Annotated in this window: 28 protein-coding genes and 3 tRNA genes; 23 read left to right on the top strand and 8 right to left on the bottom strand. The window is 47.6% G+C overall.

The window, feature by feature from the left end:
• Nucleotides 1-120 precede the first annotated feature (120 nt).
• Nucleotides 121-657, bottom strand: coding sequence for a dCTP deaminase (dcd, locus tag OI18_RS19140; RefSeq protein WP_039142742.1), 537 nt, complete (start codon nucleotides 655-657; stop codon nucleotides 121-123).
• Nucleotides 658-733: 76 nt separating this feature from the next.
• On the opposite strand from dcd, the gene OI18_RS19135 reads away from it, so the two are divergent.
• The 5 genes from OI18_RS19135 to OI18_RS19115 all read left to right on the top strand — a co-directional run bounded on the left by OI18_RS19135 (nucleotide 734) and on the right by OI18_RS19115 (nucleotide 6,058).
• Nucleotides 734-1,372, top strand: a complete 639-nt coding sequence (locus OI18_RS19135; RefSeq protein ID WP_039142760.1) for a 4'-phosphopantetheinyl transferase family protein — start codon at nucleotides 734-736, stop codon at nucleotides 1,370-1,372.
• 56 nt (nucleotides 1,373-1,428) lie between these two features.
• Nucleotides 1,429-3,027: a hypothetical protein gene (locus tag OI18_RS19130; protein WP_152616888.1), complete on the top strand. Its 1,599-nt coding sequence runs from the start codon at nucleotides 1,429-1,431 to the stop codon at nucleotides 3,025-3,027.
• Nucleotides 3,028-3,066: 39 nt separating this feature from the next.
• The gene (locus OI18_RS19125; protein WP_152616887.1) at nucleotides 3,067-4,659 is read left to right on the top strand and encodes a hypothetical protein; all 1,593 of its coding nucleotides are present in this window, start codon (nucleotides 3,067-3,069) and stop codon (nucleotides 4,657-4,659) included.
• A gap of 107 nt (nucleotides 4,660-4,766) precedes the next feature.
• Nucleotides 4,767-5,366, top strand: coding sequence for a hypothetical protein (locus OI18_RS19120; RefSeq protein ID WP_039142737.1), 600 nt, complete (start codon nucleotides 4,767-4,769; stop codon nucleotides 5,364-5,366).
• Between the two features lie 104 nt (nucleotides 5,367-5,470).
• Entirely contained in the window at nucleotides 5,471-6,058 is a 588-nt protein-coding gene (locus OI18_RS19115) for a hypothetical protein (protein ID WP_039142735.1), read from the top strand.
• A 79-nt stretch (nucleotides 6,059-6,137) separates the two neighbouring features.
• Here OI18_RS19115 and OI18_RS19110 read toward each other — a convergent pair whose 3' ends face one another.
• Nucleotides 6,138-7,409 (bottom strand): DUF2130 domain-containing protein, encoded by a 1,272-nt coding sequence (locus tag OI18_RS19110; RefSeq protein WP_039142734.1) that lies wholly within the window; start codon nucleotides 7,407-7,409, stop codon nucleotides 6,138-6,140.
• An 88-nt stretch (nucleotides 7,410-7,497) separates the two neighbouring features.
• On the opposite strand from OI18_RS19110, the gene OI18_RS19105 reads away from it, so the two are divergent.
• The 6 genes from OI18_RS19105 (at nucleotide 7,498) to OI18_RS19080 (ending at nucleotide 12,945) form a co-directional block, all read left to right on the top strand.
• Nucleotides 7,498-8,715: a GntT/GntP/DsdX family permease gene (locus OI18_RS19105; RefSeq protein ID WP_052273398.1), complete on the top strand. Its 1,218-nt coding sequence runs from the start codon at nucleotides 7,498-7,500 to the stop codon at nucleotides 8,713-8,715.
• Nucleotides 8,716-8,722: 7 nt separating this feature from the next.
• Entirely contained in the window at nucleotides 8,723-9,193 is a 471-nt protein-coding gene (locus OI18_RS19100) for a RidA family protein (protein ID WP_039142732.1), read from the top strand.
• Between the two features lie 9 nt (nucleotides 9,194-9,202).
• Nucleotides 9,203-10,309 carry a D-TA family PLP-dependent enzyme gene (locus OI18_RS19095; protein WP_039142730.1) on the top strand — a complete coding sequence of 369 codons (1,107 nt, stop codon included), beginning with the start codon at nucleotides 9,203-9,205 and terminating at the stop codon, nucleotides 10,307-10,309.
• Nucleotides 10,270-11,403: a dipeptidase gene (locus tag OI18_RS19090; protein WP_240312801.1), complete on the top strand. Its 1,134-nt coding sequence runs from the start codon at nucleotides 10,270-10,272 to the stop codon at nucleotides 11,401-11,403. Before OI18_RS19095 ends, OI18_RS19090 begins: the two co-directional genes overlap by 40 nt.
• A 177-nt stretch (nucleotides 11,404-11,580) precedes the next feature.
• A complete protein-coding gene (locus tag OI18_RS19085) occupies nucleotides 11,581-12,468 on the top strand; it encodes a helix-turn-helix domain-containing protein (RefSeq protein ID WP_039142727.1) in 888 nt (295 codons plus the stop codon).
• Between the two features lie 6 nt (nucleotides 12,469-12,474).
• On the top strand, nucleotides 12,475-12,945 hold the full coding sequence (locus OI18_RS19080; RefSeq protein ID WP_039142725.1) for a DUF983 domain-containing protein: 471 nt from the start codon (nucleotides 12,475-12,477) through the stop codon (nucleotides 12,943-12,945).
• Nucleotides 12,946-12,982: 37 nt separating this feature from the next.
• Here OI18_RS19080 and OI18_RS23980 read toward each other — a convergent pair whose 3' ends face one another.
• The gene (locus OI18_RS23980; protein ID WP_160290263.1) at nucleotides 12,983-13,687 is read right to left on the bottom strand and encodes a copper resistance protein NlpE N-terminal domain-containing protein; all 705 of its coding nucleotides are present in this window, start codon (nucleotides 13,685-13,687) and stop codon (nucleotides 12,983-12,985) included.
• 408 nt (nucleotides 13,688-14,095) lie between these two features.
• Here OI18_RS23980 and OI18_RS19065 point away from each other — a divergent pair, with 408 nt between their 5' ends.
• Complete coding sequence (locus OI18_RS19065; RefSeq protein ID WP_039142723.1) at nucleotides 14,096-14,671, top strand: hypothetical protein; 576 nt, start codon at nucleotides 14,096-14,098, stop codon at nucleotides 14,669-14,671.
• Nucleotides 14,672-14,680: 9 nt separating this feature from the next.
• Here OI18_RS19065 and OI18_RS19060 read toward each other — a convergent pair whose 3' ends face one another.
• Together OI18_RS19060 and OI18_RS19055 are read right to left on the bottom strand one after the other, a co-directional pair.
• Entirely contained in the window at nucleotides 14,681-15,241 is a 561-nt protein-coding gene (locus OI18_RS19060) for an FUSC family protein (protein WP_039142722.1), read from the bottom strand.
• A 2-nt stretch (nucleotides 15,242-15,243) separates the two neighbouring features.
• Nucleotides 15,244-16,224, bottom strand: coding sequence for a hypothetical protein (locus tag OI18_RS19055; protein ID WP_205410074.1), 981 nt, complete (start codon nucleotides 16,222-16,224; stop codon nucleotides 15,244-15,246).
• Nucleotides 16,225-16,303: 79 nt separating this feature from the next.
• Between OI18_RS19055 and OI18_RS25115 the strand changes: the two genes are divergently transcribed.
• The 5 genes from OI18_RS25115 to OI18_RS19030 all read left to right on the top strand — a co-directional run bounded on the left by OI18_RS25115 (nucleotide 16,304) and on the right by OI18_RS19030 (nucleotide 19,375).
• A complete protein-coding gene (locus OI18_RS25115) occupies nucleotides 16,304-16,438 on the top strand; it encodes a hypothetical protein (RefSeq protein WP_262494022.1) in 135 nt (44 codons plus the stop codon).
• Nucleotides 16,439-16,461: 23 nt separating this feature from the next.
• Complete coding sequence (locus tag OI18_RS19045; protein WP_039142720.1) at nucleotides 16,462-17,040, top strand: RNA polymerase sigma factor; 579 nt, start codon at nucleotides 16,462-16,464, stop codon at nucleotides 17,038-17,040.
• Entirely contained in the window at nucleotides 17,037-17,486 is a 450-nt protein-coding gene (locus OI18_RS19040) for a hypothetical protein (protein ID WP_039142719.1), read from the top strand. Before OI18_RS19045 ends, OI18_RS19040 begins: the two co-directional genes overlap by 4 nt.
• 51 nt (nucleotides 17,487-17,537) lie before the next feature.
• Complete coding sequence (locus tag OI18_RS19035; RefSeq protein WP_039142717.1) at nucleotides 17,538-17,960, top strand: hypothetical protein; 423 nt, start codon at nucleotides 17,538-17,540, stop codon at nucleotides 17,958-17,960.
• A gap of 377 nt (nucleotides 17,961-18,337) precedes the next feature.
• Nucleotides 18,338-19,375 carry a S41 family peptidase gene (locus tag OI18_RS19030; protein ID WP_160290262.1) on the top strand — a complete coding sequence of 346 codons (1,038 nt, stop codon included), beginning with the start codon at nucleotides 18,338-18,340 and terminating at the stop codon, nucleotides 19,373-19,375.
• Between the two features lie 104 nt (nucleotides 19,376-19,479).
• On the opposite strand, the gene OI18_RS19025 is transcribed toward OI18_RS19030, so the two are convergent.
• Nucleotides 19,480-19,563 (bottom strand) — tRNA-Leu (locus tag OI18_RS19025).
• A 64-nt stretch (nucleotides 19,564-19,627) separates the two neighbouring features.
• On the bottom strand, nucleotides 19,628-20,782 hold the full coding sequence (locus tag OI18_RS19020; RefSeq protein WP_052273396.1) for a sensor histidine kinase: 1,155 nt from the start codon (nucleotides 20,780-20,782) through the stop codon (nucleotides 19,628-19,630).
• A 70-nt stretch (nucleotides 20,783-20,852) separates the two neighbouring features.
• Here OI18_RS19020 and OI18_RS19015 point away from each other — a divergent pair, with 70 nt between their 5' ends.
• The 5 genes from OI18_RS19015 to OI18_RS24315 all read left to right on the top strand — a co-directional run bounded on the left by OI18_RS19015 (nucleotide 20,853) and on the right by OI18_RS24315 (nucleotide 23,174).
• Nucleotides 20,853-21,878 (top strand): glycosyltransferase family 2 protein, encoded by a 1,026-nt coding sequence (locus OI18_RS19015; RefSeq protein WP_072039048.1) that lies wholly within the window; start codon nucleotides 20,853-20,855, stop codon nucleotides 21,876-21,878.
• Between the two features lie 45 nt (nucleotides 21,879-21,923).
• The gene (locus OI18_RS19010) at nucleotides 21,924-22,139 is read left to right on the top strand and encodes a hypothetical protein (RefSeq protein ID WP_039142712.1); all 216 of its coding nucleotides are present in this window, start codon (nucleotides 21,924-21,926) and stop codon (nucleotides 22,137-22,139) included.
• Between the two features lie 120 nt (nucleotides 22,140-22,259).
• Nucleotides 22,260-22,332, top strand: a tRNA-Gly gene (locus OI18_RS19005).
• Between the two features lie 83 nt (nucleotides 22,333-22,415).
• A tRNA-Leu gene (locus tag OI18_RS19000) sits at nucleotides 22,416-22,502 on the top strand.
• 156 nt (nucleotides 22,503-22,658) lie between these two features.
• Nucleotides 22,659-23,174, top strand: coding sequence for a hypothetical protein (locus OI18_RS24315; protein WP_152616886.1), 516 nt, complete (start codon nucleotides 22,659-22,661; stop codon nucleotides 23,172-23,174).
• On the opposite strand, the gene OI18_RS18990 is transcribed toward OI18_RS24315, so the two are convergent.
• Nucleotides 23,125-23,805, bottom strand: a complete 681-nt coding sequence (locus tag OI18_RS18990; protein ID WP_039142752.1) for an HAD family hydrolase — start codon at nucleotides 23,803-23,805, stop codon at nucleotides 23,125-23,127. The two genes, OI18_RS24315 and OI18_RS18990, sit on opposite strands and share 50 nt — an antisense overlap.
• Before the next feature lie 121 nt (nucleotides 23,806-23,926).
• Between OI18_RS18990 and OI18_RS18985 the strand changes: the two genes are divergently transcribed.
• A complete protein-coding gene (locus tag OI18_RS18985; RefSeq protein ID WP_039142709.1) occupies nucleotides 23,927-26,629 on the top strand; it encodes an MGH1-like glycoside hydrolase domain-containing protein in 2,703 nt (900 codons plus the stop codon).

The following is a 26,629-nucleotide window of genomic DNA, read 5'->3' as shown; positions in this document are numbered from 1 at the left end:
CGGGTCCCACCCGTCGGGTCCCACCCGTCGGGTCCCACCCGTCGGGTCCCACCCGTCGGGTCTCACCCGTCGGGTCTCACCCGTCGGGTGAAATTCAGTGAAAACACTCTTTTAGTTGCCCTAAAACTGGTTCTTCCACATCATGCTCTCGATCGGCTTGTCTGGCTGGCCGCTGTATTTGGCGTTCTTTTTCTGGTTGTACTTCACTTCAATTTCACCGTCAACAGGGAAATAGATCAGCTGGCCGATAGGCATGCCTTTATAAACCTTCACGGGTTGTTTCACGGAAATTTCGAGTGTCCAGTTACCGCAGAAGCCTACGTCGCCCTTTCCCGCGGTGGCATGAATATCGATGCCTAGCCGCCCGGTGGAGGACTTCCCTTCCAGGAATGGTACGTGCGCGTGGGTTTCCGTGTACTCTTCGGTTACTCCCAGGTAGAAGATATGGGGGTAGAGAACGAAACCGTCTTCCGGGATCTCGAAATAATCGATCTTGTTATGTTTCCTGGCGTCAAGGATATGTTCGTTATAGGTTGCCAGCCATTTGCCAAGGTGTACGTCATATGAGTTACTGCCCAGGCATTCGCGGCTGTATGGTTCGATCTTGATTGTCCCCAGTTCAATTTCTTCGAGGATACGTTTATCCGACAAAATCATGTGCTGCGCTTATTTTATATTTGGTGAACGGTGCCCGCTTTTGCGGGTCTGCAATGTTACCAGCAAAATTCTAACCTTGGCCTTATTTTATCAACATAATATCAACCATTCGACCCGGCTGGCCATCTGGCGGATCGAAGAGCCGGAGGATTTTTTCCTCGCCAAAGTGCCGCTCAAACAGGATGTATCGCATCCCTACAAGCGGCTGCAGCACCTTGCGGGCCGCTACCTGCTGCCGGAGCTGTTCGAGGATTTCCCGCTGGAGGAAGTCCGCATAGCCGATACCCGGAAGCCCTTTCTCCCGGGGGAGAAGTACCATTTTTCCATTTCCCACTGCGGTAATTATGCCGCTGCCATCGCCAGCAGCACCCATCGGGTGGGCATCGATATTGAGTTCATCAGTCCGCGGATCGAGCGGATATCTTCAAAATTTTTATCAGGTGAGGAGAAGGAGTTCCTGTCGGCCTGGGCACTGTTCGACCAGGTAAACCTGCACCTCACTACGGTTATGTGGAGTGCGAAAGAAGCGGTGTTCAAATGGTATGGAAACGGCCAGGTCGATTTCCGGAATCACATGCAGCTGGCTGGTCCGCTTGAGTACACCGCAAACGAATGGATGAACCTGCCCTTCAGTTTCCGTAAATCGGACCCTGTGCCGCTAAACCTGCAGGCAAAAATTTTCGACCCGCTGGTATTGGCGTATGTAGTTACCTGAGAGGGGGCTTGCAGGGTTAAAATGCAATGATTATCATTGCGCCATAATTTTAACCCGTGAGAAAAATAACCCTTTTCCTGTTGATGGTTCTGGTGAGCCACGCCCTGTCTGCACAATTTAAAATGATCGCTGAAAGTACAGTCTTCGAAGAACCGGAGAAAGGTTTCAGCAAGATCCTGCAAATGAAGAACGGGTATACCATGTTCTTCCACATCACCGTAAAGGATGGTATCGACGTAAAGCTTTATGATGAGAAACACAAGCCAAAAGCTGCCAAACACCTTGCCCCGTCTTATGGAAAACTGAAAGGAGGGAGCGTAGAAGGGATCTTTGAGATCAACGGCGACGCCATACTGATGATCAGCGAATTCGACGGCCGTGTGCCAACACTTTTCCGGTTGATCGTTGACGGTAAGACCGGTGAACTGAAAGACACGAAGCAGGTTGCAGAGTTGCATAAGCTGGGAATAACGTCCGGTTATGCCATGGCCTTCGGCGGTGTGCCGATGCCGGATTTCTTTGTGCGGAAAGACCCAAAAAGTGACCACTATGCGATAGCCATGTTTAACAGCTTTGAAAGTGACCGCAACCGCCGGATCGAGATCCTGTACTTCGGACCCGACAACAAGGAAATCAGCCACGCATTTTATGCTTCTCCTGAAGGCAAATACAAGTACATGGAATACCTGGATATGGCTGTTATCGGGAATAAGTCGGTAAGCATCCTGGCAAATGGCTTTAACACCCGGGCAAGCGGCGGTAACGAAAAAGAACTGTTACTGGCCAATCTTGATGCCGGTGCGAAAGATGTTTCGCTGACAAAACTTGATTTCACAAAGGACATGGTGATTACAGGCGGTATTGTAAGGTATAATCCCGTTACAAAAAAGATCGTCATGCTGGCGAGCGCTGCCAAAGGCAGGCGGTCTAATCAAATAACCCCCTTCCTGGCCATCATTGATCCATTCGCGAAAAAACTGGAAATGAATGATGAGATTTATCCCCGCCAGGCCTTGCAGAAGAGTGCAGAAGTGTTCGGTGAAAAACGCGCTTTCTGGGGTACACCGCAAAACCTGTATATCAATAATGACGGGTCTTTTTCAGTGGTGTACGAAGAGATTACCAATATTGTACGGAACAGCGGAAATTATACTTCGCTAAGTGTAAGACTGACTAATGTGGCTATTGCCAATTACAGCATTATCGGTACAGAAATGGGAAGCTATTTTATTCCCAAAAGCCATTACATAGTCGGGCAAAACCTATCCCCGTTTTATTTGTCCATGCGCGACGGCATGGGACAAAAACTGGAAGGCGGTAACCAGTTCAAGTCATTTGCGTATCTTGATGGTACGAAAAAAAGTTATGTTCTTTTCAACGACGTTGAAGAGAACCGGGAAAGCTCTAAGAAGGGAAAACTCACGACAATCCAGGGTGTAAGCGACTGCGACGCGTATTTCTTCAATATCTCAGGTTCTGATGTGATGCCCGAAAGGCAGTTTGTTTTCGGTAAGCCCGAAAGCAGGAAGGAACATAACCTGGCACTTTTTACCATTTCTGATTACGACCGCGAAAAGAATACACTGGTTACACTTAAACTTGAAAACGACAGGGGAGACAAAGGAGTGAAAGTTGTTTGGATGCAACCGGAATAACCGCGGCATAAAACTAATCATTGCGCATAATTTTAACCCGTGAGAAAAATAACCCTTTTCCTGTTGATGGTTCTGGTGAGCCACACCCTGTTCGCACAATTCAAAATGATCGCCGAAAGCCCTTTGATCGATGAACCAGAAAAGGGATTTACTAAGATCCTCCTGCTGAAGAATGGATATACCGCATATTTCCACTTTTCTAAAAAGGACGGGTTCGACGTGAAGTTGTATGATGAAAAACATCAGCTTAAAGTTGAAAAACATCACGTGCCTTCGTATAATAAATTAAAATCGGCTTCGATTGAAGGTCTGTTTGAGATCAACGGCAATATCGTATTGATGGTAAGCGAATGGGATGACAAAACTCCTGTTTTATACAGGTTTGTGATTGATGGCAAAACCGCCGGCATCTTATCCACTGAATCGATCGCGCAGCTGGACAGGCTGAATTATCCAAAACGGGCCGCGCTGAAGTTTGACGTGCCAATTCCCGGCTTTTGGGTGAAAAAGGATCCTGGCAGCGACCATTATGCCCTGGCAATGATGCACAGCTTTGAATCTGACAGGAATAAACGGATAGAGGTTATTTATTATGGTCCTGATCATAAAGAAATTGGCCATGCCTTTTATACTTCTCCCGAGGGAAAGTACAAATACATGAACTATATTGATATGGCAGTGATTGGCCGGCAAACCGTATGTATACTGGCCTATGGATACAATACGAAGGCGAGCGGGGGTGAAGAAGAAGAACTTGTGATCGCGAACCTTGATGCCGGGGCGAAGGAAGTGCGGGTGAAGAAACTTGATTTTACCCATAACGTCTCCATCACCGGTGCAATCGTCCGTTATAACCCAGGTACTAAAAAGCTTAACCTGCTGGCATCAGCATTGAAAGACAGGAAATCAAATACTGTTGTCTCTTATTTGGTTTTCCTCGATCCGTTCACCGGTGTCCTTGATGCGCAACATGAGATCTATCCAGCCCAGGCGGTAACCAAAAGCTTCGAGGTGTTCGGGTCTAAAGATCCGTTCAAAGGCACTCCCCAAAACTTTCACATCCAACCTGATGGCAGTTTTGCAGTGATGTATGAAGAAGCGGAGATCTATATGTCCTTTGAGAAAGGCAAAACTGACAATGGCGGGCTGAATCGGCTGGCAATCGGGTTTTTTGATGTGATGGGGAAGGAAATCCGCAGCTACCTGGTACCTAAAAGACAGTACATGTATCACACGCCCATGTATCCATTTTATCAATTGGATCGCGAAACCCGTGGTCAGGAAATGCACTGGGAAAACCAGTATAAATCTTTCACTTATCTGTCCGGTCCCAAAAAGTCATATGTGCTGATGAATGACATAGAACGGAACCGTGAGGCAATCAAAAAAGGAAAGCTGGTCATGATCCAGGGCGTTCATGAATGTGACGCATATTATTTCCCGCTTAACGGCGAAGAAGTTATGCCTGACAGGGCGTATTTCTTTGGGCATCCTGAAAACAAAAAAATCCATAATATGAGCATGTTCACCATATCTTCGTATAACCATGAATTGAACCTTTTGGCAACCCTGAAAATGGAAGATATTGCCGATAAGAAAAATGTCAGGATCGTTTGGCTGAATCCCGAATAGCCGGTCATTGATTTCGACAGTTCATCACGCTGATTCAGCAGTACATCCAGTGTTAAGGCAGGAGAGGTAGAAGATATTCTAATTTTCCACCATTAAATAAACACCAAATGAAAAAGCTGATAACCGGAGCCCTTGCACTGCTGGCAGTGTCTTTTACGTTGACCAGCCAGGCGCAGAAAGTTCGTCTGGCCGAAGGCGAACTTGCAGCGCTGGCCAATGAAAAAGAAGTGAACCTCGAATTCGACTATTCCAACATGAAAGTGGGAAAAATGACCGAGTCGGATTATGTGAAAAAGAAAACAGACGAGTACAACAAGAAAGAATCCGGTAAAGGAGACAATTGGGCAAAGGCCTGGGTGGATGACAGGGAAACCCGCTTCGAACCAAAATTCATCCAGAATTTTACCCAGTTCAGCGGCATCACAGCTGGTTCCCTCGCCGGTGCAAAGTATACGCTCAAAATCGTAACAACTTTTACAGAGCCCGGCTTCAACATAGCTATCCACCGCAAGAACGCCGAAGTGAATATGGAAGCTTTATTGGTGGAAACTGCCAACAAGGATAAAGTGCTGGGAAAGGTGACGATTGATAAATCACCCGGTGGTGCCTGGTTCGATAACGACTTCGATACCGGTGAACGGATTTCTGAAGCCTACGCTAATGCCGGTCGTACGCTCGGTAGCCTGGTCAGGAGCAAGGCAAAATAAAATCTTCGATTACTCACCCATTGAACTTTAGCCGCCCACGGGGCGGCTTTTTCTTGCATAGGCATGATTAATTATATATTTTGTTCCCTAACAAAATATTCTAAATGAAAAAACTCTTAACCGGAACATTCGTACTCCTGCTTTCAGCCGCTGTAAGCGCCCAGAAGATCAAACTGACGGACGGTGAACTCAAGCCATTGGCGGGAGAAAAGGAAATCAACACGGAATTCGATTATGCCAACATGAAAGTTGGGAAATTTGACAATGAGCAGGATTATGTAACAAAGAAAAAAGAAGAATATAATAAAAAGGAAGCCGGCAAGGGTGATACCTGGGCGAAAGCCTGGGTCGATGACCGGGGCAACCGTTTCGAACCGAAGTTCAATGAACTCTTTGCAAAAAGCAGTGGAATCACCTCAGGAACTTCAGCCGGTTCCAAATACACCATGATAGTAAAAACCGTTTTTACGGAACCCGGATATAATGTCGGTGTGTGGAGGGCAAATGCAGAGATCAATACTGAGATCACCATTGTGGAAACAGCTAACAGGAAAAAGGTTGTGGCAAAGATCAAAATGGATAAAGCTGTGGGCCGGCTACTTGGATTTGATTATGACACCGGCCTCCGCATTTCAGAAGCCTATGGCGATGGCGGTAAAGCGCTTGGGAAATTTATCAAGAGCAAGATCTAGAAATTAGAAATTAAAAAGTAAAGACCCCGCGGAATAATACTCTGCGGGGTCTTCTCTTTTATGATGTTTTTCTTTGGAATTACTCGAGTTCGAGCAACTCTTCATTGTCGAGAAGATTCAGATTTACCGTGTCGCTGCCCGCAATTCCTTCAATACTTCCCCTCACATGCGCCGCATTCAGTAATACTTTCTCGAGCTGTTTTTCCCTTGCTTTCCAGAGTTTTTCCATGGCATCCCGTTCCCGCTGAATAGACAGTTTCATACTCATAAAACCCTCCCGGATCGCTTTCCACTGTTCACTGAATTCATTGCTCGTGAGGTAGTCGTACAGCATGTGCATTTTGTCGCCCCTGTTCTCCTGGTTCCTTGCGGCATTGAAGACCTTGATGATACTGTCGCGCAGTACATGCGCCAGCGCGGTAACCTCAGCGAAACTGCAGATCCAGATGCCGCCTTTCTCTCCAAACCTTTCCATTCCTGCCGGCATGGTATGAGTAACGAGGATGGCGATATCGGCACCCTGACTGCGCATGTCGTGTTTGAGTTTTTCTATCCAGTCGCCCGTGAATCCCTTCGTTCTCTTGCTTTCGTAAATTATTTTCCCGCATTCCTGGCCATACTGGTTGCGAACGGTCTGGATGCAATCTGCACCGCGGACGCCTTTGCCCACTTCTTCCACCATGTCGAAGGGGAAGTTGGTCTTCAGCATTTCCTCCAGTGCAAGCTCCTGCGCTTCGCCCTGCAGTTGCATGCTGCCCTGTTCGGCTTTCCGCTTCATTTCTTCAGCGAGCCGCTTCTGGTCATCCAGCTGCTTCTCAAGTTCTTTAAGCCTTAGTTGGTATTCGCTTTCCCTCGCCGCGAGTTTCTGTTCTTCTATTTTCCGCAGCTCCTCTGAAAGCTTGCTGCGTTCAACCTGCAATTGGCGCTGGAGTTCTATTTCAAGCTCTGCTTCCTTATTCTGTAACTCCTGTTGTTTTTTCAGGAACTCAAGTTCTTTCTGGCGCGATGCCTTCAGCTTCTCTTCGTTGTCGCGGTTTGTTTCCTGCAACAGCTTCAGCTGGTTTTCAAAATCGGCATTCAGGCTTTTACGGATGGAAGTCTCCAGTTGCTCATTCTGTTTTTTGAGCTCGGATTCCATCCGGTTTTGGAAACTTTCTTCCTGTGTTTTTTTGAAGTGTTCAAATGCTTCTTCCTTCCGCTTCAGCTCATCTTCCTTTTTATTGCGGTACTCCACCATCTGCTGGCGCAGTTCCTGTTTTTCTTTTTCAATCGCTTCTTTCAGCTCGTCATTCAAAGCCGCTTCCAACGGAAATTCATGGCTACACTCCGGGCATTTGATATTGGTCGGCATTCCCTAAATTTTTTGGCAATATAAGGGTTGCGGCGTAATCGCAGTAACCCATTCGGTTAGCCATGAGGAGAATTCATTATATTAAGCCATGAAGCAGGCATTTTCCCTACATCCCTTCCTGGTTTTTTTATTGGTGGCCATTGCGATCGGCCTGTGTTCCGGTAGCGCGCCGGCACAGCTGGCAATTTCCCTTGAAAAGGGGATCGGCGATGTGCTTTCCTCCCTGCTGATGCTGATAGTGCTGGGCGCCATGTTCGGTAAACTGGTGGCCGAAAGCGGAGCAGCCCAGCGGGTGTCGAGGGCGCTGGTTAACCTGTTTGGCACCAGGTATATCCATTGGGCAATGATGCTGATCGGTTTCATTGCAGGCGTGCCCTTGTTTTACGGCGTGGGCTTTGTCCTGCTGGTGCCACTCGTTTTTTCTGTGAGCCAGGCTTACAGGCTGCCACCGGTGTTTACGGGCATTCCACTGCTCGCAGCACTTTCGGTTACTCACGGCTTCCTCCCACCACACCCGTCGCCGTCTGCACTTGTGGTCCAGTTCGGTGCCGACCTTCGCCTGACACTGATCTACGGCCTCATTGTTTGTATCCCCGCAATCATTATTGCAGGACCCCTGTTTGCGCGTACCCTGAAACGCATCCATTCAGAGCCGCTTGCCGCTTTTGTGGTGAAAGAAAGGCCGGACGCAGAATTGCCTTCACTGCTGAACAGTATCATTACCATCCTGCTCCCGATACTCCTGCTTGTTTTTACTGAACTTCCTCCTTCATTGGTATTGCTGGCGGCGGTGATCTATGCCACTGTTTCGCTTGGACTAATGCAGGGAATGAATATGAGCGTCATCACGCAGCATTGTGGTTCTGCAGTTAAAGACATCGCACCTGTTTTGCTGATAATTGCCGGGGCAGGCGCCCTGAAAGAAGTGCTGACTGCATCGGGTGCGGGTGGACAGATCGCAGCGTCATTGCAGCACCTGGCTATTCATCCGCTGGTTTTAGGCTGGCTGATGGCTGCCATCATCAGGATCTGTATCGGATCTGCAACCGTAGCGGGACTGACAACCGCGGGAATTATCCAGCCTTTCATGGTCGCGAGCCATACCGATCCGAACATGATGGTGCTTGCAGTAGGCGCGGGAAGCCTGGCCTGTTCGCATGTAAATGATGCCGGCTTCTGGATGTTTAAAGAATATTTCAACGTGAGTATAAGAGATACGCTCCGCAGCTGGACGATTATGGAATCTATTGTTGCGGTGACCGGGCTGCTTGGCGTATTATTGCTGAATAGTTTTATAGCTAATTAAAATAATCATGGATAATCTGTCAGCTGATCAGCGATTCGAAAAACTTGGACTGGTACTTCCAGCACCGCCGGCACCGCTTGGTGTATATAAGCCCTGCCTTATTGATGGCAAATACCTTTATGTGTCAGGTCATGGGCCGGTACGTGAAGACAAATCACTGATCATTGGCAGGGTGGGAGAGACGCTCGACCAGCAAGAGGGAAAATTGGCCGCACAACAGGTCGGCCTTACTATCCTGGCAACGATAAAATCGCAGCTTGGTAGTTTCGATAAGGTAAAGCGCGTTATAAAGGTGCTCGGAATGGTAAACTGCACGGCTGACTTTGAGAAGCACCCGTTCGTAATCAATGGCTGCAGCGAGTTATTTGCAAAAGTTTGGGGTGAAGAAAATGGTATCGGTGTTCGCAGCGCAGTTGGAATGGGTTCGCTGCCCGATAATATTCCTGTTGAAGTAGAAGCTTTGTTTGAACTCGTTTAATATTCGTTTATGGAAGAATGGTATGAGATAGACGCAGCTGACCTGCCAGATTCTCCTTCGCTCGTTATTTACCGCGATCATGTAAGGAAGAACGTTGAATTGCTCATCAATATGATTGACTCAGTTGACAGGTTGCGGCCTCATGTCAAGACCTGTAAATCCATTGATGCGGTAATGATGATGCTTGCTGCAGGTATAAAGAAATTCAAGTGCGCAACTATTGCCGAAGCGGAAATGCTGGCTATGGCATCGGTTAGGGATATCCTGATTGCATACCAGCCTGTGGGACCAAAATTCCTTCGGCTTATTGAATTGATCAAGAAATTTCCCAACAGCAAATTTTCCTGCCTGGTCGATAATCGCGATACTGCAGCCGTGATGTCTGCCGCTGCGATGGCGAATGATGTTAAGGTTAATGTGTATCTCGATCTCAACGTCGGCATGAACCGGACGGGCATAGTTCCGGGCCGTGAGGCATTTGACCTTTACATGAATTGTTTTCACCAGCAGGGAGTGGAGCCGGTTGGACTGCATGTATATGACGGCCATATCCACGAAGCTTCACTCGAAGAAAGGACACGCAGGTGCGATGCTGCCTTTGAATCGGTTTTTATGTTGCAGCAAATGCTTGTTCATGAGGGGCGTCTGCCGGTTATCGTTGCAGGCGGGTCGCCGACATTCCCCATTCATGCGCGCCGCAGTGGAGTGGAATGCAGTCCGGGTACTTTTATCTATTGGGATAAGGGGTACAAGGACAAATTAACCGAACAGCCATTTTTGCCGGCAGCACTGGTGCTTACGCGGGTGATTTCACTTCCGTCGCCGGGTAAAATCTGCGTTGACCTCGGGCACAAATCAGTTGCCGCTGAAAATGACATTTCGAAACGCGTGTACTTCCTGAATGCCCCGGGCCTGCGACCCGTTTCGCAAAGCGAAGAGCATCTTGTATTAGAAGCCGGCGATGATCATTCATTTAAAGTTGGTGATGTTTTATACGGCTTACCATATCATATTTGTCCAACAGTTGCCTTGCATGAGTCCGCCGCCATCGTTTCCGCGCATGATGTAATCGGCACGTGGAAAACGACCTCCCGCGATCGCCGGTTGTCCATTTAATTTTTACTTTTAAATTTTTCATTTTGTTTATTGTTGACGCCCACCTCGATCTCAGCATGAATGCCCTCGAATGGAACCGTGACCTGGTTAAGCCGGTTGCGGAGATCAACGCCCGTGAGGCCGGGCTAACGGACAAGCCTGACCGGGGAAAGGCGGTCGTGTCGCTTCCTGACCTCCGAAAAGGAAATATCGGGCTTGTAGTAGCGACACAGATCGCGCGCTACGTGGCACTGGGAAATCCGCTACCGGGCTGGCATTCACCTGCACAGGCATGGGCACAGACTCAAGGACAGCTAGCCTGGTACCGGGCAATGGAAGCCGCCGGTGAAATGGTGCAGATTACCGACAGTCATTCGCTGGAACGCCATCTTCGGTTATGGATGGATGATAGTTCCCCGCAGGATCGCCCTGTTGGCTATATCCTGAGTCTTGAAGGCGCTGATTCACTCATTGATCCGGGATATCTCGAAAAAGCCTGGGCCGACGGACTGCGGGCCGTTGGTCCGGCGCACTACGGCCCGGGACGCTATGCCCAGGGAACGGATGCCACGGGATTCATGGGTGCTGCAGGGCGTGAATTGCTGAGGCAGATGGAACGGCTGAATATCATCCTGGATGCGACGCATTTGTGCGATGATAGTTTCTGGGAGGCGCTGGATCATTTTAACGGTCACGTGTGGGCGAGCCACAACAATTGCCGTTCGCTCGTAAATCATAACCGCCAGTTCGGCGACGACATGATCCGCGCATTGATCGACCGTGGTGCAGTGATCGGTGGCGCCCTTGATGCCTGGATGATGGTCCCAGGCTGGGTGCGGGGTAAGTCTGATCCGCGCGGAATGAACTGCAACCTCGACGTACTGGTCGACCACCTCGACCATATCTGCCAGCTCGCCGGTAACAGCCTGCACATCGGCATCGGCTCCGACCTCGATGGCGCCTTCGGCCGCGAACAATGCCCCTACGACCTCGAAACCATCGCCGACCTGCAGTCCCTGCCCGCCCTCCTCGGTCGCCGCGGCTACTCGCCCGCCGACATCGACAACATCATGCACGGCAACTGGCTGCGCTTCCTCCGGAAAGCCTGGTCCTGACCCCGTCCTGACCCGTCGGCACTCACCCGTCGGCACTCACCCGTCGGGTGCCACCCGTCGGGTAAAGAACCGTGAAAACACGCTTGACACCGAATCGGTAAATAGTGCCATAAATTCCCTGAACCAGTCAACCCGCTGCTGGTGCTTCAGGATTAACTTTGCTAAGCAATCAGGATCATGGCAAAGCAGGAAATACCAGTATATGACATCTGTTCGATCAGCCAGAAAAACGGGAGCACCGATCTGCTGATCCAGCGTTTTGGCGACTACCTGAAAACGCACTACCAGCAGCTTCACCGGCCACATCGCCACTCGTTCTATCACTTCGTACTATTTACGAAAGGCAGCGGTTACCATACCATCGACTTCGATCGTTACCCGGTAAAGCCCTGGCAGTTGTATTGCATGATTCCCGGCCAGGTGCACAGCTGGCACTTCGATGGGGAGACCGATGGCTACCTGGTACATTTCAACGAAACACTGTTTAGTTCATTCCTGCACAACGGGCATTACCTCGACCGATTTGGCTTTTTCCTTGGACCCGGCTCGCCGCAGGTGATGCAGCTGCCACCCGAAGTACAACAATCAGCCATAGCCATTTTGGAAACCCTGCTGGCAGAAATGACAGGTAACGCCAGCATGAACCTGGACCTTATCCGGGTAAAACTGCTGGAATTCTTTATACTGGCGGAACGGATCAACCAGTCCACCAACCGAAAACCCATACCCCGACAGAAACATACGCTGCTGCGAAGTTTCCAGCAACTGATCGAACGACATTACCTGACCACCCGCCTGCCCAAAGAATATGCAGAACTATTGTACATCACCCCTAATCACCTGAATGCCCTGTGCCAGGACCTCCTCGGAAAATCCGCCGGCGAGCTGATCCGCGACCGGGTGTTGCTCGAAGCAAAACGCCTGCTGACAAATGCGGAAATGACAAGTTCGCAGATAGCCGCAGAGCTTCACTTTGAAGACAGTTCGTACTTTACGAGGTTCTTCCGGAAATACACAGGTCTTACGCCGGAAGCATTCAGGAAATCAATTTACCAGGAAAAATAAAAAACCATGTGTGCACATCTAAACGAAGAAACAGATCATAAACCAGGTCTCGTCATGAGCTTATTAAAAAACAAATGTCCGCGCTGCAGGCGGGGAGACCTCTTCATCGAAGCAAATCCTTACAAGCTCGGACGTTTTATGAAGATGCCTCAGGAGTGCCAGGTTTGCGGACAGCCCTTCGATATGGAACCGGGGTTTTATTATGGAACCGGCTTTGTGAGCTACGGTTTGGCGGTGGCAGTAAGTGTAGCTACTCTGGTAGCATGGTGGGTAATTATCGGCCTTTCCGTATCGGATAACCGATTTTTCTGGTGGATGGGGATCAATGCCGTCATCCTTATCGCCATACAACCCTTGCTGATGCGATTGTCAAGAAGCATCTGGTTGTATTTTTTCGTGTACTACAGCCCTAACTGGCGTAAGGGAGACGTGGTGCGCTCAGAAAGAGTCAACAAAGACCAGATGGGCAACTGGTAGATCCTGATGAGTGTCGGCCCTATGCCACGTACAATGGTCACTGTTTGGTAAGAACGTATTTGTCAGCGAGCGCGCCGGTAATTCTCTTTCCATCCTGGTCTAGCCAGAATAACCTGTTCTCACCAACCTGGAACCGGCGCTTGTCTTTTTCTGAGTCAAGAACGATCTTGCTGCCGTTATCCAGCCATGAAAAATTACCCGAACTTGTAATAGGAGCAATATTCCGTTCCAGGTATGTCTGCTGCATTTCATAGGTGTTATTGCTGTTGAGCCGGAGGGTAATTTCTATACCCGGACAATCAGCACAGGGAATCACACCGCGGTAGTTGCCCGGCCAGTCGACCGACGATTGACTTGTGTGGCTATCAACTGCTTTTCGCTGCAGGCGCATTACGGCAATGTCATCTGCGATAAGGTTCAGGGTGTTTTCTGTCACACCGAATTTTGTTACTGATAAAAGCGCTTTAAAAAAAAGCTGTTCTCCATTTCCCGGGCAGGCCATTCTCGTGGATGCAGGTTGCTGGAATTTGATGTTATTGCCTTCCATAGAAAAACCTGCATGGAAATTATTACATCCACCGTTGCCGGAAACTTTGTTTTCCGAAAGATTGAAAATGATGGTTGGCTTTCTGTTTGGGAACAAGCTATCAAATGAAGCCCCGGAGCCTGAGACATAATCGGCTTCCCAGGTTCCTTCAAGTGCCTGGTTACCCGGTGACAGGCTTTTTTGGTCTGCAGGCATGTTGCCGGAGGTTTTTGGTGATTTACAGGCTAAAACAAGGAGCAGGAAAACTGCAAGTTGAAGGCTGGATTTCATCTCACAAAGTAACCGTTTTTATCGTCAACAAAAACGCCCGAAAATTCATCTATTGCAATAATATATTGGTTGTCAACCTGATCGGTATTCTTGTCATTTTAATTCGGCAGGGTATGGGTTGCATTTTCAAATTTCTATTATTAATTTAATGCCCCTTGAAAAAAAATTTAAACCCTTTTTCCGAAGGCAATGAATTGTTACGAGGAGCTTGCAGGGAGGATGCACGGATGGTACGCGAAAGGAAACCAAACCAATTCCCAAGTCATTCCCTACCTACACCCTAGTTACTTTTCGTAGGAGATTGATTGTCAAACAATATAAATAAAATATCAGATGGCAAAAACCAATAACAATGCCCTGGTCCACAATTTCAGTGGAAGGATGGGCGACATCGTGTTTCGCAGGCTCAAAAGCGGTAAAACGATCGTTTGCCGGGCTCCCGTGTCCAAAACCAACTGGGCACCGACGCCCGGGCAGGCAAAAAACCGGGAACGGTTCAAAAAAGCAAATGCGTATGGACTTAAAGCCATGGCAGATCCCGAGCTCCGCAGTTTTTACAGTAACCTGATCAAAAGAAAACCGCACCTGACCGTTCAGACGATTGCCGTTCGTGATTTCCGGAAATCTCCCAAGGTTACAGAAATAAAAATAATGGAATGGAGGGACCAGGTGATCATAAGGGTATTCGCAAAAGACGATACCCGGGTTGTCGGCCTCACGGTGACCATTATTGACGAATACGGACAGGAAGTCATTTCCGGGGAAGCAACTCCTGAGGATTATCAAAGCTATTGGGAGTTTTGTGGCGGGCGGTTACCCGGGTTACGGGGTGCATACATGGTCGAAGCCATAGCCAGGGATATGGCCGGGAACACTGGCACTTTGACAACTACGCTGGAAAATTGCTGATCCTTAGTGCTACGACGTGACGTTGTCCGCCGAAGGCGCTTCTATTAACCAGACATGTGACATAGCCCAGCTGACCGTGAGTCCCACCAGGCAACCGAAAATCACTTCCGCAACTTTATGAACTCCATAACCGATTCCGGTTATCGTTGAGTCATGCCCGATAGCCGCTGCAATAACCACAGCAGCAGTAATGGGTGCCTGTCGCCACATGGTTTTGATACGGATTATATAAGCAGATACCAGCACTGTCGTAGCAAGCGCAATGGGCAGCATCCATTCCTTCGCGCCACCGATTACCAGGAAGAGCAGGCCTACCGCGCAACCGACGGACACATTTACCAGGCGTGATTTGAACATCCTTCTTGCCTCCACCGGTTGCGGGTCGGATGCGGCCACCATGGACGCAATAGCCCAGATGGGGTTACTGCCTTTGATATAGCTCAGGATAACCCATACAATCGTTGTTGCAATAGCGACATTGACAGCAAAGCGGAGTGCCAGTAAGTGATCAAATGAAAGCCCCAGCATTTCTTTCAGTGCTTTCGCCTTATTTGTTATTATGCCTGCCATTTTTATTCGTGGCTTTTTGGGGGATTGCCAAGGTGCCGGTAAACAACCCCGGTTTTAGTGGCATTTAAGGAGATCCAGTCCTTGGCAGCATATTGAAGTGCCAGGAAATATCTTTCCGCCTTTTGCATGGCCTCCAGCTTCAGCTCACTCCGGTCTTTGAACTTGATCTGGTAGGCAAGTTCACCAATGAGTGGCCTGTGTTCCCCCCTGGTACGCCATATACCCATATTGACTTCTGCTTTGATGCCCGAGCCCAGGTCAAGAACGCCAATATCCTGGATTACTTCTTCCACTATCGTGTCGTTCACCAGCTGGATCCTTTCGCCCGGCATTTCTTTCAGGTGGGCAAGTGCGGGAAAGATTTCAGAGATCACGTCAAATGAAAAAACGTCATTGTTTTTGACGCTGGACCTCGGAAACTGAACGTTGTGTGAATATAACATACGTATGCCGCCCAAACCTTCTTTAAGTGGTAATGCCTGGCACTTGAATTTTACGCGGTAGTCGCCCTGGATTTGCGGGCGAACGTCTGTCTCGGCGGCCTTCTGCAAATCCGGGTGCCGGAACTTGAAGACAATTTCCGGGTCTGACACGGCAAACCCATCCACATACTCAATTCGGCGACGAAGGATAAAGCCATTATTATACAGTTTAAAATCTGGCGTATCAACAAATAGAACTTCGCGGATCCTGATAGGAATATCGAGGTATCCATCTGTGGTAAAAGCGGTGTGCAGTTCCGTCGCCGGCTTTCTCATTACTTTGACCAGGTCGAAAAGCGAGTCGCGGGATACGAACCGGTTTGGTTTCAGGATCAATTTGAAGGCGAGGTAGTTGAGTTCATTGTAGGGAAGACCGTCCGAATAGGTGCCCTGTTTGATATGGGGTACCGTTCCTGCCCATTTTGTAACGGGATTTTGACCATTGGTGTGCTCAGTGCCCTTGTGTACCTCCACGGGCTTTACTTTTTGGGTGGTTGACATGGCAATTGGTTTGGGAGTGGTAGGAAATTACGTTCTGACGTGCTGGAGTCCTTATCCTAATTTACCAATTCTTTACGGGATGCTGAAAAAAGAAAGCGTGGTCCTTTGTACTAACGGTGTCTGGTGGTATTTTGGCCAGGGTATCTATGACTACAATGGTTACCTGCTGCATATCGGGCAGGGACATTTCCTGGACCGATTGCAACATTTATGAACCTGGCCTGTCTAATCTGGTAAGTGAATAACCAAAATGAAAATAGTCGTACCGACGAAGCCCTCGTAGAAAGGGTATTAAATGGTGATACCAATGCATTCAGGACTATCATGAATAATACCGAGGGGTTGGTAGCCCAGATTATTTTCAAAATGGTGGCTGATGGTGAAGACAGGAGGGATCTTGCTCAGGATGTTTACCTAAAGGTCTTTAAGAAATTATCAGGATTCAGGTTCAACTCAAAACTTTCCACCTGGGTTGGGCAGATCGCCTACAATACCTGCCTTAACTACCTTCAAAAGAAAAGGTTAGTACTGGTAGATGAAAATGATTTCGATGGATTCAATCAGCTGTATAGTGATGAGGCGGAAAGTCTTGTGTTGACAAAAGAGCTGTCGCAAGTGTTGAGAATTGAAATAGATAAGCTTTCCCCGCTATACAGGACTTTAATAACCCTTTACCACAACGAAGACCTGAGCTATTCAATGATCGCCCAGATAACAGAGCTGCCGGAAGGTACAGTGAAGAATTACCTATTCAGGGCAAGGAAGGTTTTAAGAGATAAGTTATTGCATATTTATAACAAGGAGGTGTCAAGATGAGTGCACATATTACCGATCCGGAAATTCAGCTTTTCATCCTGGAAGCGGAGAAATGTGATGTTCATATTGTTGAACATATCAGGAACTGTTCACACTGCGCCACAAAGGCTGCGGACTACAAAATGCTTTTCTCGGGAATTGAAGAAGAGGAGAAACCGGCTTTTGATTTTCCATTAGCGGATCTTGTTATGGAACAATTGCCGACCCCGCAAACTAAAAATAGTTTCGACAGGTTGTTTTTGTTCGTTATTACCATTATTGCTGTTGTGTTTGGGGCGACTGTGCTTTATTTCTTTAAAGACATACTCTTGGATGCTACGTGGAAAATAAGTTCCATTTCTGTAGGGTTAATTATCACAACTATCGCGTGTGTGTTTGTATTCCTGGTTTCAGACCTGTATAGGAAATATCAAAAGCAGATGAATGCGATCGATTTTATTAAGTAAGTGCAACAATAATTACAATAACCTGTCTAATTAATTATAAACAGAAAAAGAATGAAAAGGATTATAAATACAACTCTGATTGTTATTGCACCAATATTCGTAACTGCCCAAAGCAAGTATCAATATGCGATGGATAGAGAAGTTTTCAATGTGTGTGCTATGATATTTACGGTTGGACTATTCATGATTTTCATTTTATCGATCATCAATCGAATTATGGATTACCGGTTAAAAAATAAAATTGTAGAGAAGGGAATTCCTGAGAATCTTGTCTCATCTATTTTACAGACAAGCCCGAAAGAGAACAGGAATATTAATATTAAGTGGTTTTCACTCCTTATGGGAATAAGCCTTGGCCTGTTAATAGTTTATAATACGCTTCCTTTAGGTATCCACTCTTTGGCAATTATTGCTTTCTGTGTTGCTACCAGCTTTTTAGGTTATTACTTTTTTCTAAAGCAATCAGAGAAATAGAAATTCAGTACTAAAATACCGGGAACATGAAATTAGTGACAAGGTCCACAGGGTGGGGTGGGGCTTCTATTGCCCTTCTGGTGGCAAGCTTAGTAATTAGTCAAACTCTTCCGGCTCAACCCAGGCTGCCGGTAATATTGGACTCATTACAGCCAGAAATGTTAAAACAGGATTTCAGAACTTTTTATGAAGTGATCGGGCAGGAGCATGCCGGACTGTATCGGTATAAAAGCAAAATGGTTTTAGATAAATTGTTTGATAGTTGCCTCGCCACTTTGAATCATCCAATGACGCAATTGGAGTTTGCCAAGTCAATAATGTTCGCAATTAGCGCCATTGAAGATGGACACACAGGCACAAACATCCCTCGGCTACTTATGAACAGTTACAGTGAACAGGTTAAGATGTTTCCTGTCCATCTTTTCTTCATTGCTAAAAAGGCATATGTACTTTGCAGCAGGATTAAGGAGCTTTCCGCAGGGACGCAGATTTTATCTATTGATGGCAGGCCAGTTTCCACCATCAGGGACACACTATTTCAGTATTTGCCTTCCGATGGAAAAATTGAAACAAAAAAACAGCAGACGCTGAACAACGGTGCCTTTAATTTTCTTTACAATTGGATCTATGATAATAAGGATTCATTTTTAGTAGTGCATAAAACAAAAGAAGGAGAGATTAAAGCAACCACTATCCGGGCCGCACTTATAAAAGACGTTGAATGTGCCAATGATAGCAGGCCAGGTACCCGGGATTTGCAATTGGATTTTCTGCCGGGAAAAACAGCCTTACTTACTATTAAGACATTTGATGAAAATCGGCTTTCCGGAAAACAAGATTTCAGGAATTTTCTAAATGCGACATTTGATGAAATTCATAAGACAGTAAAGGTTGAGAAGCTGATCATTGACCTTCGTGGAAATGCCGGCGGTACCGACGCTTTTGGTGCCTTACTGTACTCGCACTTAACCGGGCAACCGTTTAAATATTTTTCTTCTATTGAGTCAACTTCCAGGAAAGTATCAGCTGGCGAAAATTCACTTCTTGGCCTACAACCGCCTCAAAAGAATGCTTTCAAAGGTGAGGTGTTTTTCCTGGTGGACGGGTTAAGCTTTTCAACTACTGCTGACTTTTGCTCGATAGCTAAGAGTAATAACCGGGGAAAGTTTATTGGCGAGGAGACTGGTGGCGGATATTATGGAAATACTTCCGGTGAAACCACCAGGTTAGAACTACCGAACAGTAAGATAAATATTATCATTCCCAAATGGAAGTATATAAACGAGGTAAAAAAGTCAGGTTATAAGGATAGGGGCGTTATTCCAGACCATAAAGTTATCGCGACAATTGACGATGTTATTTCAGGCAGGGATGTTCAGTTGGAATTTGCAATCCGTTTATCCCGGCAAAAATGAATCGAAACGACATTAAACGACATTAAACGACATGCTTTGGTGGACTACCGGAAAACAAAAAACCCTCGAAAGTTTGCACTCTCAAGGGTCTCTTTTAAAGCTTGTGCCCAGGACTGGATTCGAACCAGCACGCCGTTTCCAGCACCACCACCTCAAGGTGGCTTGTCTACCAGTTTCAACACCTGGGCATCACCCGAAGGGAGCGCAAATGTAGGATTTCATTTGATTGCTTCCAAGCGATTTTTGAAATGTTCAGGATTTCACCGGCAAAACGATCCGGAAAGTAGTGCCCTTGCCCGGTTCCGATTGCTTTACAAACAGCTGGCCGCCATGGTACTGTTCAATGATGCGCTTGGACAGTGAGAGACCTAATCCCCAGCCACGTTTCTTCGTCGTGAACCCCGGCTGGAAAACCTTCGCCAGGTGCGTAGCCGGAATGCCCTTGCCGGAATCGGTGACATCGGTTATGATATTATTATCGGAAACTTTAATGTCAACAGTGATTTTGCCTGCGCCATCCATCGCGTCCAGTGCATTTTTCAGGAGGTTCTCAATTACCCAGTCGAAGAGGGTGGGCGAGAGCGGCGCCATTAGCGGACCATCTACAGGCTTCTGGATCTCGAAACGGATCCTGCCAGATGCGCGTTTGCGGATATAATCGACCATATTTTCCACCTGCTCGATAATATCGGTCGGCTCCACCTGGGGCGTGCTGCCGATCTTGCTGAACCTGTCGCTCACCAGCTTCAGGCGCTCCACGTCTTTTTCCAGCTCGCGTGAAATGCTGTCCTGCCCGCCAGATTCCTTCAGCATTTCCACCCAGCCCTTCAGCGAGGAAATAGGTGTTCCGAGCTGGTGCGCAGTTTCTTTCGCCATGCCCGCCCAGAGCTGGTTCTGGGTCGAACGGTGTTGCGTATTCAATAGTAAAAGTGTGAGTATAAGGAGTATGCCGACGATGATCAGCTGCACGATGGGATAATACTGCACTTCGTTCAGCAGGCGCGTATTTCCATAGTAGTATTTATTGGCGACGTAAGGCGAATCACTCAATACCAGGATAAAAGGTTCGTTCGCCCGTTTGAATTCGTGCAGCTTGCGCGACAGGTATTCGGGCTCGCCGATCGCCCTGGCGGAATCGAGGTTGATATAATTGACGATGCTGTCGTGTTCATTGGTTTCGATGATCGGGATAGTGGTCTGGTCATTCCGGATCATATTCGGAAGAGTCAAAGGCAGGTCAGGGTTATCGAAGATCGCTTTGCTTGCGGTTACCCACAGTTCCACCTTGTTCCTTTCCTCTACGGCGATTTTGTTGGCCAGGTAACGCGAATAGAATATTGTACTGATCACAATTGTCAGTGCAAGCAAAGCCAGCCAGGTACGCCAGTTGGAAAAGGATATAATCATCCTCCTAATTTAGCCATTCAAATAGTTTGCAAACTGTATTTTTGGCCACTAATTTATCATTGATCCCATTTTGCAGTCACGCGTAGCAATAGTAATCCTGAACTGGAACGGTAAAAAACACCTGGAAAATTTTCTTCCCTCTGTATTGGCGTCGGGTTATCCATCTATGGAAGTAATCGTGGCCGACAATGCCTCCACAGACGATTCTGTCGACTGGCTGGAAAGCCGGTACCCGGAGATCGGGATCATTCGCCTGCCGGTCAATTATGGCTTTGCAAAAGGGTATAATGAAGCGCTGAAAAAAGTGCAGTCGGAATACTACCTGCTGCTGAACTCTGACGTGGAAGTGACGACCGGCTGGCTTCAGCCCATGATGCAGCTGATGGATTCCGATGCAGCTATCGGTGCCTGTCAACCGAAGATCCGGATGTATGCAGATAAGAAATTATTTGAATATGCCGGTGCTTCCGGCGGCTGGCTGGATTCGCTTGGTTACCCCTTCGCACGTGGAAGGGTATTCGATTATTGTGAAGAAGACAAAGGACAGTATGACGATGTGTCGCCGGTGTTCTGGGCGAGTGGAGCGGCATTGCTGGTGAGGGCGGAATTGTATCACCGGTTAGGCGGACTCGATGAATTCTTTTTTGCGCACCAGGAGGAAATTGATTTCTGCTGGCGGATGCAGCTTGCCGGTTATAAGATAATGGTGTGCCCTGCATCGGTTGTATATCATGTTGGCGGCGGAACATTACCGAAAGGAAATGAAAAGAAGGTGTTTCTCAACTTCCGCAACAATCTCATCATGCTGGCTAAGAACCTGCCATTGACCCAATCGCTATGGAAGATCCCAATGAGGTTTGCACTTGATTCCATTTCGGCCTGTAAGAGCCTTTTTGAGGGACAGGGAGTTTATTTCAAAGCAATCTTTGAGGCACAGGGAGCGTTTATTGGTTGGTTATTGAGACATAAAAAGAGGAGTGTTTTTCCTATGCAGAAAAAAGGCAAGCTCCATGGATGCTACAAGGGGTCTGTCGTATGGCAACATTTCGTAAAAGGAAGGAAACAATTTTCTGAAATTGTGCAGGAGAAAGAATGATTTTAATTACTGAACCTTTATTTTTGCACTGCAATTATCAAAACTATGGCGCAACATCAGGCTCACGATCTGGAGAATCCACAGGAGAAAGACTTTGCTTACAACTGGGTTAATTCATCAACTTTCCTGTTTTACCTGCAGGTTTTCTGCATTCTGGCTTTTGTACTGGGCGGATGTTATGGACTGTATACACATCGTTACAAAGGGAAGCCGAAAGTGGCTGTTCCGGAGAGCACGCAATACACGCCGAAGTATAAATAACTGAAAAAAACGGCTGAAAAATTTGGCAGAAATCAGTTAGTTCTTATCTTTGCCATCCCAATCGAAAAAACAGTTCTTTAAGAAATAACCCACCTACGCTGAAGCTTCAGTGGGTAATATGCGGAAGTAGCTCATTTGGTAGAGCACGACCTTGCCAAGGTCGGGGTGGCCGGTTCGAGCCCGGTCTTCCGCTCTCTTAAAAAAATTCCAAACCTCGGGTTTGGAATTTTTTTTTGCCGGATGCTTAGTCCGGTTATTTTTGCTCCATAACAATCCACCCGGGTGGTGGAACAGGTAGACACGCAGGACTTAAAATCCTGTTCGCCGAAAAAGCGAGTACGGGTTCGATTCCCGTCCCGGGTACTTCTGAAACATTCAAGCCCCTTTGGTGCAATGCCCAAAGGGGTTTTTTATTTGCCTTTGCTGTTCACTTTTCAGAAAATTTTAATGAAAAACTGTGATTTGTTCTTTAATTTCCTTTTCTGCGCAATAGTGCGCTATCCTTTAAAATCCAATATCATGAACAGAAATGCAACTGCAGAACTGGCTGCGTTTTATTATGACAACCTGAAGGCCACAGACCTCATCAAATGGCTGGCAGACGCCAACACCCTCCTTTGCCAATACGGAATAAATAGTGAACCCGGATACCGCGCCGCAAACCAGCTCGTGTACCGGATGGGTTCCTTCTTCCTTCCTAAAGTGGTTGCGGCTCCGCAGCATGATGAAATTGATGAAATGCTGAGCAGGGAACTGCCGCAGTTATTCAACAACAATTTTTCAGATATGCTGATCAGGGAACTTGCACTGATCTTTGGTCACCGCCACTACAGTGAAGCAAGGAAAGGATTGGCTTATATCATGAATAAGTTCATGGCCGATTATGCGCGCTTTTCAAACAACCCGTATTTTCTCAGCAGATTTTTACATGCGCATTCATCGCTGATCATCCTGGGCGAAAAATACCACCAGTATGAACTGGATACTATTGCTGCGCAACCAGCTCCTTTACCTCAGCAACAGATAGCACAGTAAAGTCGCTGACATTATCATCTGTGAGTCCTGCAAACTCTTCGTCTGAGTGGGTAGTGGTAACGCCTATTACCTTCATGCCTGCAGACCTGGCCGACTGGATGCCGGAAAAAGAGTCTTCAAACACCACGCACCGTGCGGGATCTATCTTCAATCGCTCTGCAGTTGTCAGGTAGATCTCGGGATGTGGTTTGGAATGTTTTACATGCGAGGCATTTGATATGATCGTGAAATAATGTTCTGCTTCTGCGAGCCGCAGTACAATGCCGACATTTTCAGGCGGGGCAGAGGTGGCAATGGCAACAAGGATATCGTTCTCGATCAGTGATTTCACAAAAGGAGTGAAGCCATCAACGATCTTTCCTTCGCTCTGGTACAACTGTTTTACATTCCCGTTTACTTCTGTTTCGCACCTGGCAATTTCCTTTGCAGTGGGTTCTCGGTTCAGCACCATCGTCAGCGTATCGATGACCGTCCGGCCAAAGACATACTGCCGCATCTGTTCATCGCTCAGCGCAAGGCCGTGAGCGGCAAAAAATTCCTTCCACGCCCTGGTGATCAGCGGATTGCTGTCAATAATAACGCCATCCATATCAAAGATGACCGCAATGTTTTCATTTTCCTGCTTATTCATTGATTCCGAATTTAGGGCAAATTTCGATGCCGGCAGACCCTCAGCTTTCTTTACCTTGCACTGACTCCCCGTTGCCGTCTCCCCTGAATAACCTGGTTGAATCAACTTCAAATCTTCAATCATGGAAACAGTCAATTACCCGTTGCATAACGAAGCGGAATCACAACGAATGATTGCAGACCGCGACAAAATTTCTTTCTGGAAAAACTGGGGACCTTATCTCAGTGAACGCCAGTGGGGTACGGTTCGGGAAGACTACAGTAAAAATGGCGATGCATGGAATTATTTCACCCACGACCAGGCAAGATCTCGTACATACCGGTGGGGAGAAGATGGTATTGCGGGTATCTCAGACAACCGGCAAAACCTTTGCTTCGCCGTTGCCATGTGGAATGGCAATGATCCGATCATTAAAGAAAGGCTTTTCGGTCTAACCAACAGCGAAGGAAACCATGGGGAAGATGTGAAGGAATACTATTACTACCTCGATTGTACACCCACGCATTCCTATATGAAATACCTGTACAAATATCCGCAGTCCGCTTACCCGTACGACGATATTGTTGCCACCAACAGGAAACGAACCCGCAATGAATTTGAGTACGAACTGATCGATACGGGCGTGTTTGACGACGACCGGTATTTTGATGTATTTGTGGAATATGCCAAGGCTTCACCTGATGACATCCTGGTTAAAATTTCCGTACATAATCGTGGTGACCAGCCAGCGATCCTGTGCCTGTTGCCCACACTGTGGTTCAGGAACAACTGGTCGCACCATGAAGACAACGAAAAGCCGGAATTGACGCGGGTCGCCAATAAAACAACCACCATCATTCGTGCGACCCATTCCGAAGCCAGCGATATGTTTCTTTATTGTGAAGGCAAACCTTCACTGCTTTTCACCGACAATGAAACAAATACGGAGAGGATCTTTGGTACACCAAATACTAATCCTTATGTGAAGGATGGTATCAATAACTTCATCGTGCATGACAAGCTCGATGCGGTAAATCCTGCAGGCACGGGAACGAAAGCAGCGGCCTGTTACTGGCTGATCGTTCAGCCTGGTAATAGTGAATCTGTTCGACTGCGGATCTCCGCCTGCGACCTGCATACGCCATTTGATGATGACTTTGAAAATGCCATAGCACAACGCAAGTTCGAGGCAGATGAATTTTTCGATTCCAAAATTCCCGCCTCACTTAGTGCCGACGAAAAAAACATTATGCGGCAGGCAATTGCCGGTATGTTGTGGAGCAAACAATTCTACCTGTATGATATAACAGTCTGGCTGAATGGGCGTGATGAGACCGTTTCGCGGAATTTCGAATGGCAACACATGAGCAACAGTGACATCATTTCAATGCCCGATAAATGGGAGTATCCCTGGTACGCATCGTGGGACATTGCTTTTCACGTGCTGGCATTAACCCTTGTTGATTCTGATTTCGGCAAACAGCAACTCAGCCTCATGCTCGCTGGCCATTACATGCATCCTAACGGCCAGGTGCCCGCGTACGAATGGAATTTCGGGGATGTAAATCCCCCGGTACTTGCCTGGGCAACGATCTATACTTATCGCCTTGAAAACATGATCCATCACATTGATGACATCCACTGGCTGAGGAACAATTTTCATAAACTGGAACTGAATTTTTCGTGGTGGATAAACAGGAGAGACCGTTCCGGCCATAATGTATTTGAAGGTGGGTTCCTTGGGCTCGACAATATCGGTGTTTTCGATCGCAGTGCACCGTTACCTACTGGTGGCTGCCTGGAGCAGGCCGACAGTACAGCATGGATGGCATTGTTCAGCCAGAACATGCTGGAGATCGCCATTGAACTGGCAATACGCGATAAGGATTATATCACGTCCACCATAAAGTATGTGGAACATTTTCTCAGGATCGCAGCTTCCATGGTGGATCCCGGCGAATCCTGCATGTGGGATGAAGAAGATGGATTCTTCTACGATGTGCTGCAATTGCCAGACGGAACAGCACAGCGGTTGAAAGTGCGTTCTTTTGTCGGGCTATTGCCGTTATGTGCAGTGTGCACTTATGATGGCGTATTGACCAGGAAATATCCCGAGCTGGGGGCTGAACTGAAAAGATTGTTGCATTCTCATGCCGACCTGCAGGAAAGGATCCACGATTGCCTTGAACCCGGGGTTGGCGGGCGTAAAATGGCGGGTATCCTCAATGAAACAAATCTCCGGCGTGTACTGGGTAAACTGCTTGATGAAAATGAATTCCTTGGTCCCTATGGCATCCGTTCTTTGTCCCGTTACCACCTGGAACACCCATATACCATCAGGGTGAAGGACCAGGATTACAGTGTCGCTTATACGCCAGGGGAATCCGATTCAGGTATGTTCGGGGGAAACTCCAACTGGCGCGGTCCGATCTGGATGCCTGTAAATGCACTCGTCATCAGGGCATTGCTCCAGTACTACATGTATTACGGCGATGATTTCAAAGTTGAATGTCCGACCGGCTCCGGCAATTACTTAACGTTTTACCAGGTTGCAGAGCATATCGCGGACCGCCTCTCCAAAATCTTTACCAAAGACGAAAATGGGCATAGGGCATTATTCGGTGGTGCGCAGAAATTCCAGGAAGATCCCAACTGGCGCGATTATATCCTGTTCTACGAGTATTACCAGGCGGAGAACGGCGCGGGACTAGGTGCAAGTCACCAGACAGGATGGTCGGGCACAATAGCCAGGAGCCTGCAGTTATTCTCTCATGACATGTCCGCACAGCTGCTGGCAGAAGGAGTGAAGGGAATGTTTGTTCAACCCGACCCGTTGCTCGTTTGA

It is taken from the genome of Flavihumibacter solisilvae (assembly GCF_000814475.1).
Classification (GTDB): domain Bacteria; phylum Bacteroidota; class Bacteroidia; order Chitinophagales; family Chitinophagaceae; genus Flavihumibacter; species Flavihumibacter solisilvae.
The sequence above is the reverse complement of the archived record's forward strand: the minus strand, read 5'-3'. Positions and strand labels throughout refer to the sequence as shown.

Bases quoted from the DNA above. Each gene is read 5' to 3' on its own strand.
- dcd (WP_039142742.1), bottom strand. From the start codon at position 657: ATGATTTTGTCGGATAAACGTATCCTCGAAGAAATTGAACTGGGGACA.
- OI18_RS19120 (WP_039142737.1), top strand. From the start codon at position 4,767: ATGAAAAAGCTGATAACCGGAGCCCTTGCACTGCTGGCAGTGTCTTTT.
- OI18_RS19115 (WP_039142735.1), top strand. From the start codon at position 5,471: ATGAAAAAACTCTTAACCGGAACATTCGTACTCCTGCTTTCAGCCGCT.
- OI18_RS19110 (WP_039142734.1), bottom strand. From the start codon at position 7,409: ATGCCGACCAATATCAAATGCCCGGAGTGTAGCCATGAATTTCCGTTG.
- OI18_RS19105 (WP_052273398.1), top strand. From the start codon at position 7,498: ATGAAGCAGGCATTTTCCCTACATCCCTTCCTGGTTTTTTTATTGGTG.
- OI18_RS19100 (WP_039142732.1), top strand. From the start codon at position 8,723: ATGGATAATCTGTCAGCTGATCAGCGATTCGAAAAACTTGGACTGGTA.
- OI18_RS19095 (WP_039142730.1), top strand. From the start codon at position 9,203: ATGGAAGAATGGTATGAGATAGACGCAGCTGACCTGCCAGATTCTCCT.
- OI18_RS19085 (WP_039142727.1), top strand. From the start codon at position 11,581: ATGGCAAAGCAGGAAATACCAGTATATGACATCTGTTCGATCAGCCAG.
- OI18_RS19080 (WP_039142725.1), top strand. From the start codon at position 12,475: ATGTGTGCACATCTAAACGAAGAAACAGATCATAAACCAGGTCTCGTC.
- OI18_RS23980 (WP_160290263.1), bottom strand. From the start codon at position 13,687: ATGCCTGCAGACCAAAAAAGCCTGTCACCGGGTAACCAGGCACTTGAA.
- OI18_RS19065 (WP_039142723.1), top strand. From the start codon at position 14,096: ATGGCAAAAACCAATAACAATGCCCTGGTCCACAATTTCAGTGGAAGG.
- OI18_RS19060 (WP_039142722.1), bottom strand. From the start codon at position 15,241: ATGGCAGGCATAATAACAAATAAGGCGAAAGCACTGAAAGAAATGCTG.
- OI18_RS19055 (WP_205410074.1), bottom strand. From the start codon at position 16,224: ATGTCAACCACCCAAAAAGTAAAGCCCGTGGAGGTACACAAGGGCACT.
- OI18_RS25115 (WP_262494022.1), top strand. From the start codon at position 16,304: ATGCTGAAAAAAGAAAGCGTGGTCCTTTGTACTAACGGTGTCTGGTGG.
- OI18_RS19040 (WP_039142719.1), top strand. From the start codon at position 17,037: ATGAGTGCACATATTACCGATCCGGAAATTCAGCTTTTCATCCTGGAA.
- OI18_RS19035 (WP_039142717.1), top strand. From the start codon at position 17,538: ATGAAAAGGATTATAAATACAACTCTGATTGTTATTGCACCAATATTC.
- OI18_RS19030 (WP_160290262.1), top strand. From the start codon at position 18,338: ATGAACAGTTACAGTGAACAGGTTAAGATGTTTCCTGTCCATCTTTTC.
- OI18_RS19020 (WP_052273396.1), bottom strand. From the start codon at position 20,782: ATGATTATATCCTTTTCCAACTGGCGTACCTGGCTGGCTTTGCTTGCA.
- OI18_RS19010 (WP_039142712.1), top strand. From the start codon at position 21,924: ATGGCGCAACATCAGGCTCACGATCTGGAGAATCCACAGGAGAAAGAC.
- OI18_RS24315 (WP_152616886.1), top strand. From the start codon at position 22,659: ATGAACAGAAATGCAACTGCAGAACTGGCTGCGTTTTATTATGACAAC.
- OI18_RS18990 (WP_039142752.1), bottom strand. From the start codon at position 23,805: ATGAATAAGCAGGAAAATGAAAACATTGCGGTCATCTTTGATATGGAT.
- OI18_RS18985 (WP_039142709.1), top strand. From the start codon at position 23,927: ATGGAAACAGTCAATTACCCGTTGCATAACGAAGCGGAATCACAACGA.